Annotated in this window: 12 protein-coding genes; 7 read left to right on the top strand and 5 right to left on the bottom strand. The window is 56.1% G+C overall.

Translation table 11 applies throughout. The features are described from left to right. Positions 1 to 304: 304 nt before the first annotated feature. Entirely contained in the window at positions 305 to 1888 is a 1584-nt protein-coding gene (locus BLW11_RS07915; protein ID WP_048359224.1) for a peptide chain release factor 3, read from the bottom strand. A gap of 337 nt (positions 1889 to 2225) precedes the next feature. On the opposite strand from BLW11_RS07915, the gene BLW11_RS07910 reads away from it, so the two are divergent. The 5 genes from BLW11_RS07910 to BLW11_RS07890 all read left to right on the top strand — a co-directional run bounded on the left by BLW11_RS07910 (position 2226) and on the right by BLW11_RS07890 (position 7299). Continuing rightward, positions 2226 to 2942: an ABC transporter permease gene (locus BLW11_RS07910; protein ID WP_048359225.1), complete on the top strand. Its 717-nt coding sequence runs from the start codon at positions 2226 to 2228 to the stop codon at positions 2940 to 2942. A gap of 25 nt (positions 2943 to 2967) precedes the next feature. Continuing rightward, positions 2968 to 3861 carry a glycine betaine ABC transporter substrate-binding protein gene (locus tag BLW11_RS07905; protein ID WP_048359226.1) on the top strand — a complete coding sequence of 298 codons (894 nt, stop codon included), beginning with the start codon at positions 2968 to 2970 and terminating at the stop codon, positions 3859 to 3861. 9 nt (positions 3862 to 3870) lie between these two features. Continuing rightward, positions 3871 to 4524: an ABC transporter permease gene (locus BLW11_RS07900; protein ID WP_048359227.1), complete on the top strand. Its 654-nt coding sequence runs from the start codon at positions 3871 to 3873 to the stop codon at positions 4522 to 4524. Next, positions 4521 to 5678, top strand: coding sequence for an osmoprotectant ABC transporter ATP-binding protein OsmV (locus BLW11_RS07895; RefSeq protein ID WP_048359228.1), 1158 nt, complete (start codon positions 4521 to 4523; stop codon positions 5676 to 5678). Before BLW11_RS07900 ends, BLW11_RS07895 begins: the two co-directional genes overlap by 4 nt. Before the next feature lie 457 nt (positions 5679 to 6135). After that, complete coding sequence (locus BLW11_RS07890) at positions 6136 to 7299, top strand: type III PLP-dependent enzyme (protein WP_048359229.1); 1164 nt, start codon at positions 6136 to 6138, stop codon at positions 7297 to 7299. Positions 7300 to 7343: 44 nt separating this feature from the next. On the opposite strand, the gene BLW11_RS07885 is transcribed toward BLW11_RS07890, so the two are convergent. From BLW11_RS07885 to BLW11_RS07870, 4 genes are all read right to left on the bottom strand, one after another. Further along, positions 7344 to 8357 carry an alpha-xenorhabdolysin family binary toxin subunit B gene (locus tag BLW11_RS07885; RefSeq protein ID WP_048359230.1) on the bottom strand — a complete coding sequence of 338 codons (1014 nt, stop codon included), beginning with the start codon at positions 8355 to 8357 and terminating at the stop codon, positions 7344 to 7346. A 15-nt stretch (positions 8358 to 8372) separates the two neighbouring features. After that, on the bottom strand, positions 8373 to 9602 hold the full coding sequence (locus BLW11_RS07880) for an alpha-xenorhabdolysin family binary toxin subunit A (protein ID WP_048359231.1): 1230 nt from the start codon (positions 9600 to 9602) through the stop codon (positions 8373 to 8375). A 194-nt stretch (positions 9603 to 9796) separates the two neighbouring features. Then, positions 9797 to 10558 (bottom strand): tetratricopeptide repeat protein, encoded by a 762-nt coding sequence (locus tag BLW11_RS07875; protein ID WP_048359232.1) that lies wholly within the window; start codon positions 10556 to 10558, stop codon positions 9797 to 9799. Positions 10559 to 10561: 3 nt separating this feature from the next. Beyond that, on the bottom strand, positions 10562 to 11242 hold the full coding sequence (locus BLW11_RS07870; protein WP_048359233.1) for a Fe2+-dependent dioxygenase: 681 nt from the start codon (positions 11240 to 11242) through the stop codon (positions 10562 to 10564). A 217-nt stretch (positions 11243 to 11459) separates the two neighbouring features. Here BLW11_RS07870 and BLW11_RS07865 point away from each other — a divergent pair, with 217 nt between their 5' ends. Next, positions 11460 to 13751, top strand: coding sequence for a TonB-dependent receptor (locus BLW11_RS07865; RefSeq protein ID WP_048359234.1), 2292 nt, complete (start codon positions 11460 to 11462; stop codon positions 13749 to 13751). Between the two features lie 192 nt (positions 13752 to 13943). Beyond that, positions 13944 to 16478 carry a sulfite reductase flavoprotein subunit alpha gene (locus BLW11_RS07860; protein WP_048359235.1) on the top strand — a complete coding sequence of 845 codons (2535 nt, stop codon included), beginning with the start codon at positions 13944 to 13946 and terminating at the stop codon, positions 16476 to 16478. Positions 16479 to 16538: the final 60 nt, after the last annotated feature.

Genomic DNA, 16538 nt, shown 5'->3' with positions numbered 1-16538 from the left:
AATGAATGTATTTACGAGTGTTCTGCACACAAATTTAAGAGATACACCTCAATACCAAAGCAAGCATCTTAAAACAGCGAGAGAAACTTCCTATAACTTTGTAGCCGCTGCCACAGGCTGCGATAAGGGCCGCAGGGCCTTGGAAAACGACAATTGTGGGAGCGAGCCTGCTCGCGAAGGTCGTTCGCGAGCAGGCTCGCTCCCACAATAGGGCTTAACCTAAAACAGCGTATCTACAGAATCGCGGGCATAAAAAAAGCGAAGCCATAAGGCTTCGCTTTTTTTCAACCAGACGCCTTAGCGCTTAGTGGTGCTCACGGGTCGCACGGAACTTCACATCCGGCCAGCGCTCTTCCATCAACGCCAGGTTGACGCGCGTCGGAGCCAGGTAGGTCAGGTGACCGCCACCATCAATGGCCAGGTTTTCCACAGCCTTGATCTTGAACTCTTCGAGCTTCTTCTTATCGTCGCAATCGATCCAGCGGGCCGAGTACACAGTGATTGGCTCGTAGGAGCATTCCACCTTGTATTCGCCCTTCAAGCGGCTCGCGACCACGTCAAACTGCAGAACACCCACGGCACCCAGAATGATGTCGTTGCTGCGCTCCGGGAAGAACACCTGGGTGGCGCCCTCTTCGGCCAGTTGCTGCAAACCCTGACGCAGTTGCTTGGATTTGAGCGGATCGCGCAGACGCACGCGACGGAACAGTTCCGGGGCGAAGTGCGGGATACCGGTAAAGCTCAGGCTTTCACCTTCGGTAAAGGTATCGCCGATCTGGATGGTGCCGTGGTTGTGCAAACCGATGATGTCGCCGGCAAATGCCTCTTCCAGTTGTTCACGTTCGGAGGAGAAGAAGGTCAACGCATCGCCGATACGTACGTCTTTACCGGTTCGTGCATGGCGCATTTTCATGCCTTTTTCGTACTTGCCCGAGCAAATGCGCATAAAGGCAATACGGTCGCGGTGTTTCGGGTCCATGTTCGCCTGGATCTTGAACACAAAGCCGCTGAATTTCTCTTCAGTCGGTTCAACCGTACGTTCATTGGCAACACGGGGCAACGGCTCTGGCGCCCAGTTCACCACGGCGTCCAGAACATGATCGACACCAAAGTTGCCCAGCGCCGTACCGAAGAACACCGGCGTCAGTTGGCCATCAAGGAATTCCTGCTGGTTGAATTCATGGCAGGCGCCCTGCACCAACTCAAGCTGGTCGACAAACCGTTGGTACTCGTCACCCAGGTGGGCACGGGCTTCATCGGAATCGAGCTTTTCGATGATTTTGACATCGGTCCGCTCATGGCCGTGACCGGCGGTGTAGACAATGATGTAGTCGTCTGCCAGGTGGTAAACACCCTTGAAGTCACGGTAGCAACCAATCGGCCAGGTGATCGGAGCAGCCTTGATTTTCAGGACCGCTTCGATCTCGTCCAGCAACTCGATCGGGTCGCGAATATCGCGGTCGAGTTTGTTGATGAAGCTGACGATTGGCGTATCGCGCAGACGGCAAACGTCCATCAGGGCAATGGTCCGTGGCTCAACACCTTTACCGCCATCGAGCACCATCAGGGCCGAATCGACCGCAGTCAATGTGCGGTAGGTGTCTTCCGAGAAGTCTTCGTGGCCCGGGGTGTCGAGCAGGTTGATCATGTGGTCGCGATACGGGAACTGCATGACCGACGTGGTAATCGAAATACCCCGTTGTTTCTCCATTTCCATCCAGTCGGAGGTGGCATGGCGGTCGGACTTTCGCGATTTCACCGTACCGGCGACAGCAATCGCCTTCCCCATCAACAGAAGCTTTTCAGTGATGGTGGTCTTACCCGCATCGGGGTGGGAAATAATAGCGAAAGTGCGGCGTTTCGCGACTTCGGCGGCCTGGTTGGTCATGGGAAATCGCCTGACGATTGATTCAAAAAAGGGCGCGGATTATAGCCCAAAACAGGTGGTTACAGCCACCGTTGGTACCCTTGCTCGTCGGACAAGGGTGGCAATGTGCCGTAAATAATGTGAACCTTTTGAGCAGTGGAGGCGTCCACTCTCCTGATACGACAAACCGTCAGGGGCTGAAATATCAGCAAGTTAGCCTGACGAGGCTGCGCTAATGACAGGTGATGAGGGCGCTTTTCGCCACCGCCTGTTGCTCTTCGCGAACATATTGTCGGCAGCCAGGAATGGTAATGCCACGCGACGATGTGTTCGCCGACTGAAAAAAAGGAGTCCGTCTGTGGCAAATCGCTATGGAAAAGGGCTTATTGGATGTGCGGTTGTTATCGCGCTTCTGGCCCTGTTGGTCCACTGGATCGGCATCAGCACTATCGAACACTATCAAGATGATTTGTTGTTCTACCTGCAAGCCCATCTGTACCTGGTACTCGCTTCAATGCTCGCCGCCCTCCTTGTAGGGATACCCGCTGGCATTTTCCTCAGCCGACCGAATATGGCCGGACGTGCGGAACGCTTTATGCAAGTCTTCAACATCGGCAACACCGTCCCACCGCTGGCCGTACTGGCCATTGCACTGGGTTTTCTGGGGATCGGTAGCGGTCCTGCCATCTTCGCCCTGTTTCTCGCCTCGTTGCTGCCCATTGTGCGCAACACCTACGAAGGCCTGAAAAACGTACAGGGTTCGCTCAAAGAAGCCGCCGTCGGCATCGGCATGACCCCGCGCCAAGTGCTCTGGCGGGTCGAACTGCCCAATGCCGTGCCCATCATCATGGGTGGCGTGCGGGTCGCACTGGCGATCAACGTCGGCACAGCACCGCTGGCGTTCCTTATCGGCGCCAACAGCCTGGGCAGCCTGATTTTCCCCGGCATCGCCCTTAACAATCAGCCGCAATTAATCCTCGGGGCGGCCTGTACCGCACTGCTGGCATTGCTGCTCGACGGCCTGGTGATACTGATCAGCCGCCGGTGGTTGGAACGCGGCCTGCGACCTGTTTAAGGTCTGGCTGAGCAAAGGAATACCCATGAAAAAAATAAGCTTGTTTTTAGGCTGCATCCTGCTGTTCGCAGGAATTGTTCAAGCCGCAGAAAAACCCCTGATCCGGATTGGGGCGCGAGTCTTTACCGAGCAAACCTTGCTCGCGGAAATTACTGCGCAGTACCTCAAGAGCAAGGGCTACAACGCCCAAGTGACGGGTGGACTGGGCAGTAGCCTGGCGCGCAGTGCCCAGGAATCCGGGCAACTGGACTTGATCTGGGAGTACACCGGCGTGTCACTGGTGGCTTACAACCACGTGACCGAAAAACTCGACAGCCAACAATCCTTCGACCGCGTTAAAGAACTCGACGCTAAAAAGGGACTCGTCTGGCTGCACCCGTCCAAGTTCAGCAACACCTATGCCCTGGCGCTGCCAGAAAACGTGGCCAAACAGTTTCCGGACATCAACAGCATCAGCGACTTGAACAAGGCGCTGCGTGAGCCGCAAAACCGCAACGAGCTGGTGGCACTGGATACCGAGTTCGCCAACCGCTCCGACGGTTTGAAAGGCATGGTCGAGCTGTACGACATGGACCTGACGCGCCGCAACATTCGTCAAATGGATGCAGGCCTGGTCTATACCGCCTTGAAAAACGGGCAGGTGTTTGCCGGTCTGGTTTACACCACCGACGGTCGCTTGAGTGCCTTCAACCTCAAGCTGCTGGACGATGACCTGCATTACTTCCCGGACTACACCGCCGCGCCAGTAGTGAGCAAAGCCTATCTCGATGCCCACCCGGACCTGGAAGCGCTGCTCAAACCGCTGGCTGATCTGTTTGACGACGAAACCATGCGCCAGCTCAACGCGCGGGTCGACGTGAACCACGAAAGCCCCTCCACGGTGGCCGCAGATTTCCTGCGCCAGCATCCACTCAACTAAGGAAAAGACATGGAATTTTTAAACGCCTTTTCCCACATGGACTGGTCGCTAGTACTGCATCTGACCTTGCAGCACATCTCCCTGGTCGGCATTGCCGTGATTCTGGCGATCTTGATCGGTGTGCCGCTGGGTGTGCTGATGACACGTTTCCCGTCACTGGCCGGCCCCCTGCAAGCCAGCGCCACTGTGCTGCTGACCATTCCGTCCATCGCCCTGTTCGGCCTGCTCTTGCCGTTCTATTCCAAGTTCGGCCAGGGGCTTGGCCCGATGCCGGCCATCACGGCGGTGTTCCTGTATTCCCTGCTGCCAATCATGCGCAACACGTTCCTGGCCCTCACCGGTGTGGAGCCGGGTATCCGTGAAGCCGCACGCGGCATCGGCATGACCTTCGGCCAGCGCCTGCGCATGGTTGAACTGCCGATCGCGGTACCCGTGATCCTGGCCGGTGTACGCACCGCCGTGGTGATGAATATCGGTGTAATGACCATCGCTGCCACCATCGGTGCCGGCGGTCTGGGTGTACTTATTCTTGCTGCAATCAGCCGTAGCGACATGTCGATGCTGATCGTCGGCGCCGTGCTCGTCAGTGTTCTGGCCATCATCGCTGACCTGCTTCTGCAATGGCTGCAACGCTCGCTGACTCCAAAAGGACTGCTCAAATGATCGAACTTCAAAACCTCAGCAAAACTTTCCAAAGCAACGGCAAAGACGTAAAAGCCGTGGACTCGGTAAGCCTGACCGTCAACGAAGGCGAAATCTGCGTATTCCTCGGGCCTTCGGGTTGCGGCAAAAGCACCACGCTGAAAATGATCAACCGCCTGATCAAGCCAACCTCCGGCAAGATCCTGATCAACGGCGAGGACACCACCGACCTCGACCCGGTGACCCTGCGTCGCAACATCGGTTATGTCATCCAGCAAATCGGTCTGTTCCCCAACATGACCATCGAGGAAAACATCACCATCGTTCCTCGCCTGCTGGGCTGGGACAAGCAAAAGTGCCACGACCGTGCGCGCGAACTGATGAGCATGATCAAGCTCGAACCCAAGCAGTACCTCACGCGCTACCCGCGTGAGCTTTCGGGTGGTCAGCAACAGCGGATCGGAGTGATTCGTGCCCTGGCTGCTGACGCTCCGCTGCTATTAATGGACGAACCTTTTGGCGCGGTCGATCCGATCAACCGCGAGATGATCCAGAACGAGTTCTTCGAGATGCAGCGTGCGCTGAACAAGACCGTAATCATGGTCAGCCACGACATCGACGAAGCCATCAAGCTGGGCGACAAGATTGCGATCTTCCGTGGCGGCAAGTTGTTGCAGATGGATCACCCGGACACCCTGCTCGCCCACCCGGCCGATGATTTTGTCAGCAACTTCGTGGGCCAGGACAGCACGCTCAAACGCCTGTTGCTGGTCAAGGCAGAAGACGCAGCCGACAACGCACCGTCGGTCAGCCCGGAAACTCCGGTGGCTGAAGCACTGGAACTGATGGACGAACTCGACCGTCGTTATGTCGTCGTGACCTGCGCCGACAACAAGGCCCTGGGCTACGTGCGCCGTCGCGATTTGCATCGTCAGACCGGCACCTGTGGCCAGTATCTGCGCGAGTTCACCGCCACTGCCGCGTCCGAGGAACACTTGCGCATCCTGCTGTCACGCATGTACGAGTTCAACCGTTCGTGGTTACCGGTAATGGACGCAGAACGTGTGTTCCAGGGTGAAGTGACCCAAGAGTCGATTGCGGCTTATCTGAGTTCGGGTCGCTCGCGCGGGGCCAAGACCAGCATCGTGTCACCCGCAGATATAGCAGTGGCGTAAGCACGTTTTATTGTGGGGGCTGGCTTGCCAGCTCCCATTGCGGGCGGGTTGCAGGCACACAATCTGTAGCAGCGACCACGCTCAAGGTCAGCGCCCTCAAGCTCAGGCTTGCCCCGGAATTAATCCCTTCTCATCGCTCAACTCTCTCCTGAGCGAACTCCATAACGTCATAAAGGTCGGTTACTTAAATAGCTGACATTTACCCACGACGAAATCGTGCAGAAAGGCGACATTTTTTTGTTGAACAATGTGTCATCACGCCCTAAAGTTCGCGCCGAACATCCATGCTGGAAACGATCCATCCGGCTCAAGTACTGACGACGAGACAGCAAGGTCCATTTACCTTATTTGCTTTCGGCGGACATGCCTTGGGAAGTAGGCGAACCAAAGTGGGGATACGGAGGATGTTCAGTTGCGCCCATTTATTTATGACGTTTGCCACTAGGAGTCCCACAGCATGTCGATCAAGGTCGAAGACTATTACGCGCGCGATACCTTCAACAAAATGAAGGCCTTCGCAGACACCCAGGAAACCCCGTTCGTGGTGATCGACACGGCCATGATCAGCAAGGCTTACGATGACCTGCGTGCAGGCTTCGACTTTGCCAAGGTGTACTACGCCGTTAAAGCCAACCCGGCTGTCGAAATCATCGACCTGCTGCGCGATAAAGGTTCGAGCTTCGACATTGCGTCGATCTACGAGCTGGACAAAGTGATGGACCGTGGCGTTGGCCCGGATCGCATCAGCTACGGCAACACCATCAAAAAATCCAAAGACATTCGCTACTTCTACGAGAAGGGCGTGCGCCTGTTCTCCACCGACTCCGAAGCCGACCTGCGCAACATCGCCAAGGCCGCTCCGGGCTCGAAAATCTACGTGCGGATCCTGACCGAAGGCTCGACGACGGCTGACTGGCCTTTGTCGCGCAAATTTGGCTGCCAGACCGACATGGCAATGGATCTGCTGATCCTGGCCCGTGACCTGGGCCTGGTGCCTTACGGCATTTCGTTCCACGTGGGCTCCCAGCAACGCGATATCAGCGTGTGGGATGCGGCCATTGCCAAGGTCAAAGTGATCTTCGAGCGCCTGAAAGAAGAAGACGGCATCGTCCTCAAGCTGATCAACATGGGCGGCGGCTTCCCGGCCAACTACATCACCCGCACCAACAGCCTGGAAACCTACGCTGAAGAAATCATTCGCTTCCTGAAGGAAGACTTCGGTGACGACCTGCCAGAAATCATTCTGGAGCCGGGCCGTTCGCTGATTGCCAACGCCGGTATTCTGGTCAGTGAAGTGGTACTGGTAGCGCGTAAATCCCGCACCGCCGTGGAGCGTTGGGTTTACACCGACGTGGGCAAATTCTCTGGCCTGATCGAAACCATGGACGAAGCCATCAAGTTTCCGATCTGGACTGAAAAGAAAGGCGAAATGGAAGAAGTCGTCATTGCCGGCCCAACGTGCGACAGCGCCGACATCATGTACGAAAACTACAAGTACGGTCTGCCACTGAACCTGGCTATCGGTGATCGTCTGTACTGGCTATCGACCGGCGCCTACACCACCAGCTACAGCGCCGTTGAGTTCAATGGCTTCCCGCCGCTCAAGTCTTTCTACCTGTAAATACATGCCCCCCGGACAAGCGTCCGGGGGGCTGTCATTACCGCCTAGCGACTGATGCTACGCAAGAAGCGCTGAAACCCTGCCAGCTCTACCGATGCCTGCTGCATCGAGTTCTCATTCACTTCAGTTGTCGAATGAACCCGGGCGATAAACACAGCAAGCCCCTTGGCAACCAGCCTCATGTTGTGAACCCAGTACGCCCGAGCCTCAACCAGCTCAGCATGCCGCCTTATTTTTTCTGCACGCTCTTTCAATACTCTAGCGTCTGTCATGTTTTTGTTTTTCAGGACTCTCAAGTCAGATAACTTGTCGGTTATTTTGTTGCGCGCCTGGGTCAAATTAAACAACCTATAACCACCGTCAAAAAAGCCCAGATACAGCGTAACGCGATCAATGGCAGCCACCACCACATCCGCCTCCGCCTTTCCAACCAACGCCGAAGTTACAAGCGCCTGAGTTTGTTCAGCGGTCGGCAGTAAATCCCTTATATGATCAAGCCATGTTCGGGCTTGAAGGACAGTGACTGCGGCGTCTATGACCTGTTTATCCGCACGCAACTTGTCTTCTTCTACCTGCAGCGTGACAGCCTGCAGTTCCATCTCTTCGAGCCTTGCCACGTCATAAGCGAGCAACGGATCAGAGTAGTGATCCAGATTTAACCCTTCACCCTCACCCGCCCGCAGTACGATGAGCTCTTTTGCTGCCCCGACAGCACTCACGATGCGGCTTATCCGCTGGGCACAGGTGTCATTGAGTGCATTGTTCGCAGAAGTTTGTGTTTCTGCAGTTAATTCAGTGTGTGCCTGAATGGCAACCCATTGTTCCAGCAGCGCATCGAACCCCGAATTTTCAACGACCACATCAAGATGACGTATCTGGTCGACAATAGTGCGCGCCCCATGACTCAAACTTCTGGCTGCCAAATTCAAACGTTCTTGTAACGATGGAATAAAATCGTATTCACGATTAACCGCCACCGTATTGAATTTTTTCAGGCCGGCAAAAACACCCGGCATATCAGGGTTTTCATAATCCATTAGTCCAACTTCCCTATTCATGAATCCAGTCCTTATTCAAAGACGCTCATCGATAATTTCATTGAAAGCGTTGGATATCTGTACGCTATAGTCTTTAACACGCGTCCAGGGATTCAACAGTTGTGAAAAATCAAGTTTGAACCTGTGTAGCCGGGCAAGGTCATCCACACCCTCCAACTGATAGGCGGCTTCATCGAGGTATTTGCCAATGTAGCCCCATACTTGCGCCAACTGTTTGGCCCCCTGCTCGGCGCCGAGCATACGGCTGCGCAAATCTGTAAAACGCTGCTGAGTGGCATCCAGCACCATGGCCAGCCTCTCTTGCTCCTGAGTGCCCTGGCACGCGATCTCGCGCTCGGCAATCAGTTTGTTTTTTCGGGCGCGTGTGGCTTCAGCTTTCGCTCCAAATATCCCACCCGTGATGGCTAATCCGATGGGCCCTAGAAAAACCCCTGAATGGCCATACAACACTTGAGACTTATAGTCCTTGATCAACTGCTCGATTTCACTGTCCAGCTCTTGAATTCGTGCAACTAACGCTTCGCGCTCCTTGGAGTGCACTGCCTTCGCATACGCATCAAGCTTGCTGTTTATTTCGTGAATCAATTCGTCCGACAGCACTCGCTCAAACTCGGCTGCCAACGCACCCACGGCAGTGGCTTTATTGATATAGGAATCGGTATCTTTTTTAATCAACAGCACGTACTCCCGGACAATACGTACCGCTTTAAGCTCCGTTGAGTTCAGAACCTTTGTCTTCAGTACGGCTTCTTCCGCCTCGGTCAATTCATCAAGCGTACCGGTGAGAAAACGTTCGAATTCAATTTTATTGATCAGCTCAATAATACCGTTAGCTGTCGTAATGAAACTGTCCGAGAATCTGTTGAGTTGCCGACTGAGCTCTTTTGTATCACGCTCCAGCGCCGACCATGTTCCGGCGTGTTGCACAACACGCTGATGAAACGACTGAATACTCGCAGGCTCGAGCCCCGGTACGGCCTGCGTATTAGCCCCGAACCAGGCCACGATTTTATTGTAATCGACCGGTAATGCCCGCGATTCACGCACATAAGCACGGACACTGTGTATATCACTGCGCCGGATAATAAACCCCAACTCATCCTTTGAAACCGCAGCATTTTTCTCGCCCGCCAGCACCTGAATATACTGGGACGGCAAATAAATGGCCGCCTCCAGGGAAGTCATTTCTTCAAGTGGCCTGGCATCTTCAATACGTTCAACGAGGGCGTGATTATCACCTTGCATAGTAATTCCCTTTAAATAATTATCCTGCCAAAACAGAATCAGTCTTTAAAGAGCATTAATCAATTACAACACGACTCGGCAACTTGTAAGACAACGACAAAAACAAAAAAGAATACGTACCGAAACAAACCAGTTCCCACGCGAACATGCTAAAACGCCGCGTACGAGCATGACCCGCAGCGACGTAATCATTATCAGTCGTTGCTGCCCTGGAGTGTATTGATACGCGCTTGCCAAAGGTCGCTCATTGCGCTGACACGAGGCTCTTTGGCCTCCAGCAGGGCCTGGTAACTCACTCGCAAGAAGTTCAGATTGCCTCCCGCCAGTGCGCGCTCAAACCAGACCAACGCTTCATCAACATTCCCGGACTCTGCCAGTACCGAGGCATGGCTGAACTGGCCACGAAAATCACCGCCCTGGGCCGAGCGTTCGTACCAAAAGCACGCTGCCTGTTTATCACCCGGGCAATGCACGCCCTCTTCAAGGTAACGGCCCACCAGGTTCATCGACTTGGCATGGCCGGCCTGTGCCGCCACCCAATACAGCTTGAAAGCCGCGCTCTGGTCTTGTGCCACACCGCGACCGGTCGCCAGCAAATTGGCGTAATTGTAGAGCGCCCAATCCAGCCCGCCCTCTGCCGCTTGCCGATATTCAAGACTGGCCAGCGTGAAATCGACGGGCCCGCCCCAGCCATGTTCCCAGCAACGTCCGAGCATGTTACGGGCCATCAGGTGGCCTTCATTTGCCGCGATCTGAAACCAGCGCTTAGCCAGCACGGGATCACCTTTGATCCCCTGCCCGTCGAGCAAAATCTGCCCCAGCAGTGCCTGACCGTCGACGATGCCTTGCTTGGCCGCCATCAAAATGGCCTGGGCGGCTTTCGCCGGGTTTTCAGCCAGCATGGCGCTCAGTTGATCGCCATCGAGCACTTCTTCGCGGCGTAGTTGAAAGCTCATGGGTTACACCTCAGCCCAGCGACGCAACAGGTTGTGATACGTGCCCGTGAGCTGGATCAGCGAGGGATGGTCGGGGACATCACGGGTCAATTGCTGAATCGCGCCGTCCATTTCAAACAGCAACGTACGCTGGCTGTCTTCGCGCACCAGGCTTTGGGTCCAGAAAAACGACGCAAAACGTGCACCACGGGTGACGGCATTGACCTTGTGCAAACTGGTACCGGGGTAAAGCACCATATCGCCAGCAGGCAATTTGACCTGCTGCACGCCGTAGGTGTCCTGAATCACCAACTCCCCGCCGTCGTAGTCTTCAGGCTCGCTGAAAAACAGGGTCGCCGACAGGTCGGTGCGCACTCGCTCGGGGCTGCCTTTGGGCTGGCGTACAGCGTTATCGATATGAAAGTCAAAACTGCCGCCCCCGGTGTAGCAGTTCACTAAAGGCGGGAAGACCTTGTGCGGCAAGGCCGCGGACATGAACTGCGGGTTTTTCCACAACCGGTCGATCATCGCAACGCCGATTTCCTTGGCTAACGGATGGTCTTCGGGCAGTTGCAGATTGTGCTTGGCCTTGGCCGACTGAAAGCCAGCGGTGATTTTGCCGTCGGCCCACTCAGTTTGCTCCAGCGCCTCACGGATGCGCTGCACTTCTTCGCGGGAGAACAAGCCGGGGATATGCAGCAACATGACGCAGCACCTGATAGCAAAGGGATGGCAATGATATTGATTCTTATTGGATGTGTAAAACCCTGTTAAGCGCGCATAGACGAACGAGTGTGAAAAAACCGTAAAGGCAAATTGTAAAGATTGTAAATTTAGCGCTAATAGTAATGCATCTCAATTGATAGCCAGAATTGTTTGCACTATATTTCGCGACTCAAATTCTGGGGGAAGGGATCTTCACATGTCGCGCCAACCAATAAAAATACCTGTCAGCTCACCTCGCCTGCTGGCTTCGGCCATCGGTGTCGCTATCACCGCGACCTCGGCAGCCCACATGGCTCAGGCTGCAGAAAGCACTGATAGCAAAGCTCAAGGCAGCAGTATTTCCCTGGGCGCGACCACTGTTACTGGCGAAGCTCAAGATCAAAAGTCGTATCAGGTCGAGAAGGCCAGCTCCCAGAAGTACACCGCACCACTGATCGACACCCCGCGCTCCGTCACCGTAATCCCCCAGCAAGTGCTGCAAGACACCGCAGCCACCTCGCTGCAAGACGCGTTGCGCACCGTTCCGGGCATCACCTTCGGCGCAGGCGAAGGCGGCAACCCACAGGGCGACCGTCCGTTTATCCGTGGTTTTGATGCACAGGGCGATACTTACCTTGATGGCGTACGCGATACCGGCGGCCAGAGCCGCGAGATTTTTGACGTTGAATCCATCGAAGTCAGCAAAGGCCCGAACTCGTCTTTTGGGGGGCGTGGATCAGCTGGCGGCAGTTTGAACCTGGTTAGCAAGCTGCCTAAACAGGCTGACTTCACCAATGGTGGTTTCACTTACGGTTCTGACCAGACCCGTCGCTATACCGTTGATATTAACCGTCAGTTCCTCGATAACGCAGCGTTCCGCCTTAACCTGTTGAGCCACGAACAAAATGTAGCCGGCCGTGACTCGATCAACTACGACCGTTGGGGCGTAGCGCCATCGCTGACTTTCGGTCTGGGCACAGACACCCGCCTGAACCTCAGCTACTACCACCTGGAAAGCAATGACCTCCCGGACTCCGGCATTCCCTATGGCTATAGCTCTCCAACGGCCACGAGCCACGTCCATGACAAACCGGACGACGGCGGCAACAGCAAAAACTTCTACGGCCTTAAAGACCGTGACTTCCGCAAGACCCGCGCCGATATCAGCACCATCTCGTTTGAGCACGACCTAAACGATTCGATGACTGTGAAAAACACCTTCCGTCATGGCAACACCGGTCAGGACTACATCCTGACCCAGCCAGACGACAGTAAATTTAACGTCAACAAATACGGTACGGTATGGCGCCGAGCCAACTCCCGAGTCTCGACGACTGAAACCACCACTAACCAGACTGATCTATTTGGTAACTTCCAGGCGCTGGGCTTCAAACACAGCTACTCCACGGGTGTTGAATTTACTCGTGAAGAAACACGCGTCAGCAGTTATACCGTCAGCCCAAACAGCAACCCTAACTGCACATTGGACAAAGTCGGCAACAGCGGTGGGCAGTGCACCTCACTATCCAACCCTAATCCAAACGATGTTTGGACCGGTACTGAAACTCGTAACTACAACGGCACCAACACCGTTGGCGTGACCAAAGCAGCCTACGTGTTCGACACGATCGAACTTGATCCAAAGTGGCTGTTAAATGCTGGTTTGCGTTACGACGCGTTTGACACCACGGCTAACACCCATGCAGCAGCAGGTAAAACACAAGCCACCAACGACAGCCAATTCTTCAACTGGCAGGCTGGTCTGGTTTGGAAACCGCTAGAGAACGGTAGCGTTTACGCTTCTTACGCGACCTCTGCTACACCGCCAGGCGGACTAGTCGGTGAAGGCGCAGAAGGTAACACTCTGGTCACGCCGGGGAGTACCGTCAGCAGCGAACTGAAGCCTGAAGAAACTGTTAACTATGAGCTGGGCACCAAGTGGAACGTGTTCCAGGATCGTCTGTCTCTGACAGCTGCGGTGTTCCGTACCGAGAAGAAAAACACTCGCGTTCTGGTTGATACCGGAACGTACCAAAACGCCGGGGAATCTCGCGTTGACGGTCTGGAACTATCGGCCAGCGGCAAAATCACTGAAAAATGGCAGGTGTTCGCCGGTTACAGCTACCTGAAAAGCGAGCTGGTTGACTCGGGTTTGAAGGGCCGTAATGGCGTAGTAAGCGCGGGTTCGGACAAAGGCAACGAAATGCCGAACACGCCGAAAAACTCCTTCAGCCTGTGGACAACTTATGAAGTCATGCCGAAGCTGACTATCGGTGGCGGCGCGTTCTACGTGGACGAAGTGTACGGCGACACCGCCAACACTGTTTACGTCCCGGCCTACACCCGCTACGACGCGATGGCCAGCTACAAGCTGACCAAAAACATCGACCTGCAACTGAACGTGCAAAACCTGACCGACAAGACCTACTACGACAAAGCCTATGCTTCGCATTTTGCAAGCCAGGCAGCAGGCCGTACCGCCTTGTTGACCACCAGCTTCCACTTCTAATCCGAAGCTGAGCTGTACAGAGCCCCGCCCATCTGATGGTCGGGGCTTTTGTGTAGCCGCTGACGAGGCACGAGGCTGCGATGCGGGCCGCAGGACCGCCGACGGGGGCCGCTGCGCAGCCCATCGCAGCCTCGTGCCTCGTCAGCGGCTACAAATCCTGAAGCATTCAATTGAGCAAGCAAGGCGGTCGTCGTGTTTAAGAAAACACTTTTTCAGCTGCACTGGTTTTTCGGGATCACCGCAGGGCTGGTGCTGGCCCTGATGGGGATCACCGGCGCCACGGTATCGTTTCAGGACGAATTGCTGAACTTGCTCAACCCTTCGGTACTCAAGGTCGAGAAACTCGACAGCGGCGTGCTGCCTCCCGCCGAGCTGGTGCGCAGGGTCGAGGCCACCGAAGGCAAACAGGTTTCAATGCTGTGGGTGGGCGTGGACAGTGGCACTGCCGCGCGCATTTTCTTCACCCCGCCACCGGGCGAGCGCCGTGGTCAATTGCGCTACGTCGACCCTTATACCGGCGCCTACCAGGGTGATGCCAGCGGGCAAGGCTTCTTCGACCTGATGCTGCAACTGCACCGCTTTCTGGCCATGGGCCAAACCGGTCGCCAGATCACCGGCGCCTGTACCCTGATGCTGATTTTCTTCTGCCTGTCAGGCCTGTACCTGCGCTGGCCGCGCAAGGCGCTGAACTGGCGGGCCTGGCTGACACTGGACTGGGCGAAAAAAGGCCGCAGCTTTAACTGGGACCTGCACGCGGTCGCTGGCACCTGGTGCATGATCTTTTACCTTCTGGCCGCCCTGACCGGTTTGTCGTGGTCCTACGAGTGGTACAACAAAGGCCTGCAAAAGCTGTTTTCAGACACACCCAACAGCGAGCAACGCAAAGGCGGACGCGGCCAGCCAGGGCCTGCCGGGCCGGCACCGGTTGCCGACTACGACGCCATCTGGGCCAGCATCCAAAAAGCCGCCGGCCCGGACCTGAGCCTGTACAACGTGCGTATGCCCCCTGTGGCAGGGCAGCCGGCAACGGTGTTTTACCTGCTCAACAGCTCGCCCCACGAGCGTGCGTTCAACCAGATCACGCTCGACCCAGCCACCGGCGCGGTAAAGAAACACGACCGCTTCGAAGACAAAAGCTACAAGGCACAATTGCTCAGCAGCATTTACGCACTCCATGTGGGCAGCTACTGGGGCCTGACCGGTCGAATCCTGGTGACCATCGCCAGCCTGACCATGCCGCTGTTCTTCATTACTGGCTGGCTGCTGTACCTGGACCGCCGTCGTAAAAAGCGTCAGATCAAACAGGCACGCCAGGGTTTTGCTGCTGTAAACAACGATGCACCGTCATGGTTGATCGGCTTTGCCAGCCAGAGCGGCTTTGCCGAACAATTGGCCTGGCAGACTGCCGGACAACTGCAGGCTGCCGGTTTGCCGGTGCGGGTTCAGCCCTTGGGGGCGCTCAGCGAAGACGACTTGCAACAGGCGAGCAACGCTCTGTTTGTGGTCAGCACCTTTGGCGATGGGGAAGCGCCCGACAGCGCACGTGGTTTTGAACGCAAAATTCTCGGCCAGCCTTTGGGGCTGAACACGCTCAAGTATTCCGTGCTGGCGCTGGGCGACCGCCAATACCCGCACTTTTGTGGTTTTGCCACCCGGGTCCAGCAATGGCTGAGCGAACGTGGGGCGCAAGCGCTGTTTAGCCCGGTGCAGGTCGACAGCGGTGATGCCGAGGCGCTTCATCAGTGGCAGCAACAGCTCAGCCAGCTCACGGGCGGCGCGCCGAGCGCCAACTGGCAGGCTCCGGGCTACAACAACTGGAGCCTTGAGCAACGCCAATTGCTCAACCCCGGCAGCAGCGGCTCAGGGGTTTACATGTTGGGGCTCAGCGCACCCGCAAGCGGTATGTCCTGGCAGGCCGGAGATCTGGTGGAAGTCATGCCAAGACAGTCCGCCTGGGCGGTTGAGCACTTTCTTGACGGCCTGGGCCTGTCGGCTGACACCCCGGTGCAACTGGACGGTCTGCAAGAAACCCTGGCCCAGGCACTGGCGGGTCGCCAGCTGCCGGAAAACCGCGGCCATCTGGTGGGCATGCACGCCCAGGCACTGGTCGACGCGTTAATCCCGCTGAACATGCGCGAGTACTCCATTGCTTCGATCCCTGAAGACGGCTTGCTGCAATTGATCGTGCGTCAGGAGCGGCATGCGGATGGCAGCCTGGGGATAGGTTCAGGCTGGCTGACGGAACATGCCGACATCGGTTCGGCAATCAGCCTGCGGGTGCGGCGCAACAGCGGCTTCCATCTGCCTGCCGAGCCCTGCCCGCTGATTCTGCTGGGGAATGGCACCGGTCTGGCGGGGCTGCGCAGCTTGCTCAAGGCGCGGATTGCCCAAGGGCAGCAGCGCAACTGGCTGTTCTTTGGCGAACGCAATGCCGAGCACGACTTCTACTGCCGTGATGAGCTGCAAGGCTGGCTGGCCAGCGGTGATCTGACGCATCTGGATCTGGCGTTTTCGCGGGATCAGGCACAGAAGGTCTACGTGCAGGATCGCTTGCGTGAGCGTGGCGATGAAGTGCGCCAATGGCTGGCAGACGGTGCCGCCATTTACATCTGCGGCAGCCTGCAAGGCATGGCAGCGGGTGTGGATCAGGCGCTGACCGACCTGCTGGGTGCGCACGCTGTGGATAAACTGATCGAGCAAGGGCGTTATCGGCGGGATGTGTACTGATCTTTTTATCCACATCCCAACCCTCTCTCCAAGGGGCAGGGCTGATCCGCAACATCGTCT

This window comes from Pseudomonas deceptionensis (genome assembly GCF_900106095.1).
In the GTDB taxonomy this organism is placed as follows: Bacteria; Pseudomonadota; Gammaproteobacteria; order Pseudomonadales; family Pseudomonadaceae; genus Aquipseudomonas; species Aquipseudomonas deceptionensis.
This window is presented reverse-complemented; position numbering and strand designations above follow the sequence as displayed.

Bases quoted from the DNA above. Each gene is read 5' to 3' on its own strand.
- BLW11_RS07915 (WP_048359224.1), bottom strand. From the start codon at position 1,888: ATGACCAACCAGGCCGCCGAAGTCGCGAAACGCCGCACTTTCGCTATT.
- BLW11_RS07905 (WP_048359226.1), top strand. From the start codon at position 2,968: ATGAAAAAAATAAGCTTGTTTTTAGGCTGCATCCTGCTGTTCGCAGGA.
- BLW11_RS07900 (WP_048359227.1), top strand. From the start codon at position 3,871: ATGGAATTTTTAAACGCCTTTTCCCACATGGACTGGTCGCTAGTACTG.
- BLW11_RS07895 (WP_048359228.1), top strand. From the start codon at position 4,521: ATGATCGAACTTCAAAACCTCAGCAAAACTTTCCAAAGCAACGGCAAA.
- BLW11_RS07890 (WP_048359229.1), top strand. From the start codon at position 6,136: ATGTCGATCAAGGTCGAAGACTATTACGCGCGCGATACCTTCAACAAA.
- BLW11_RS07885 (WP_048359230.1), bottom strand. From the start codon at position 8,357: ATGAATAGGGAAGTTGGACTAATGGATTATGAAAACCCTGATATGCCG.
- BLW11_RS07880 (WP_048359231.1), bottom strand. From the start codon at position 9,602: ATGCAAGGTGATAATCACGCCCTCGTTGAACGTATTGAAGATGCCAGG.
- BLW11_RS07875 (WP_048359232.1), bottom strand. From the start codon at position 10,558: ATGAGCTTTCAACTACGCCGCGAAGAAGTGCTCGATGGCGATCAACTG.
- BLW11_RS07870 (WP_048359233.1), bottom strand. From the start codon at position 11,242: ATGTTGCTGCATATCCCCGGCTTGTTCTCCCGCGAAGAAGTGCAGCGC.
- BLW11_RS07865 (WP_048359234.1), top strand. From the start codon at position 11,460: ATGTCGCGCCAACCAATAAAAATACCTGTCAGCTCACCTCGCCTGCTG.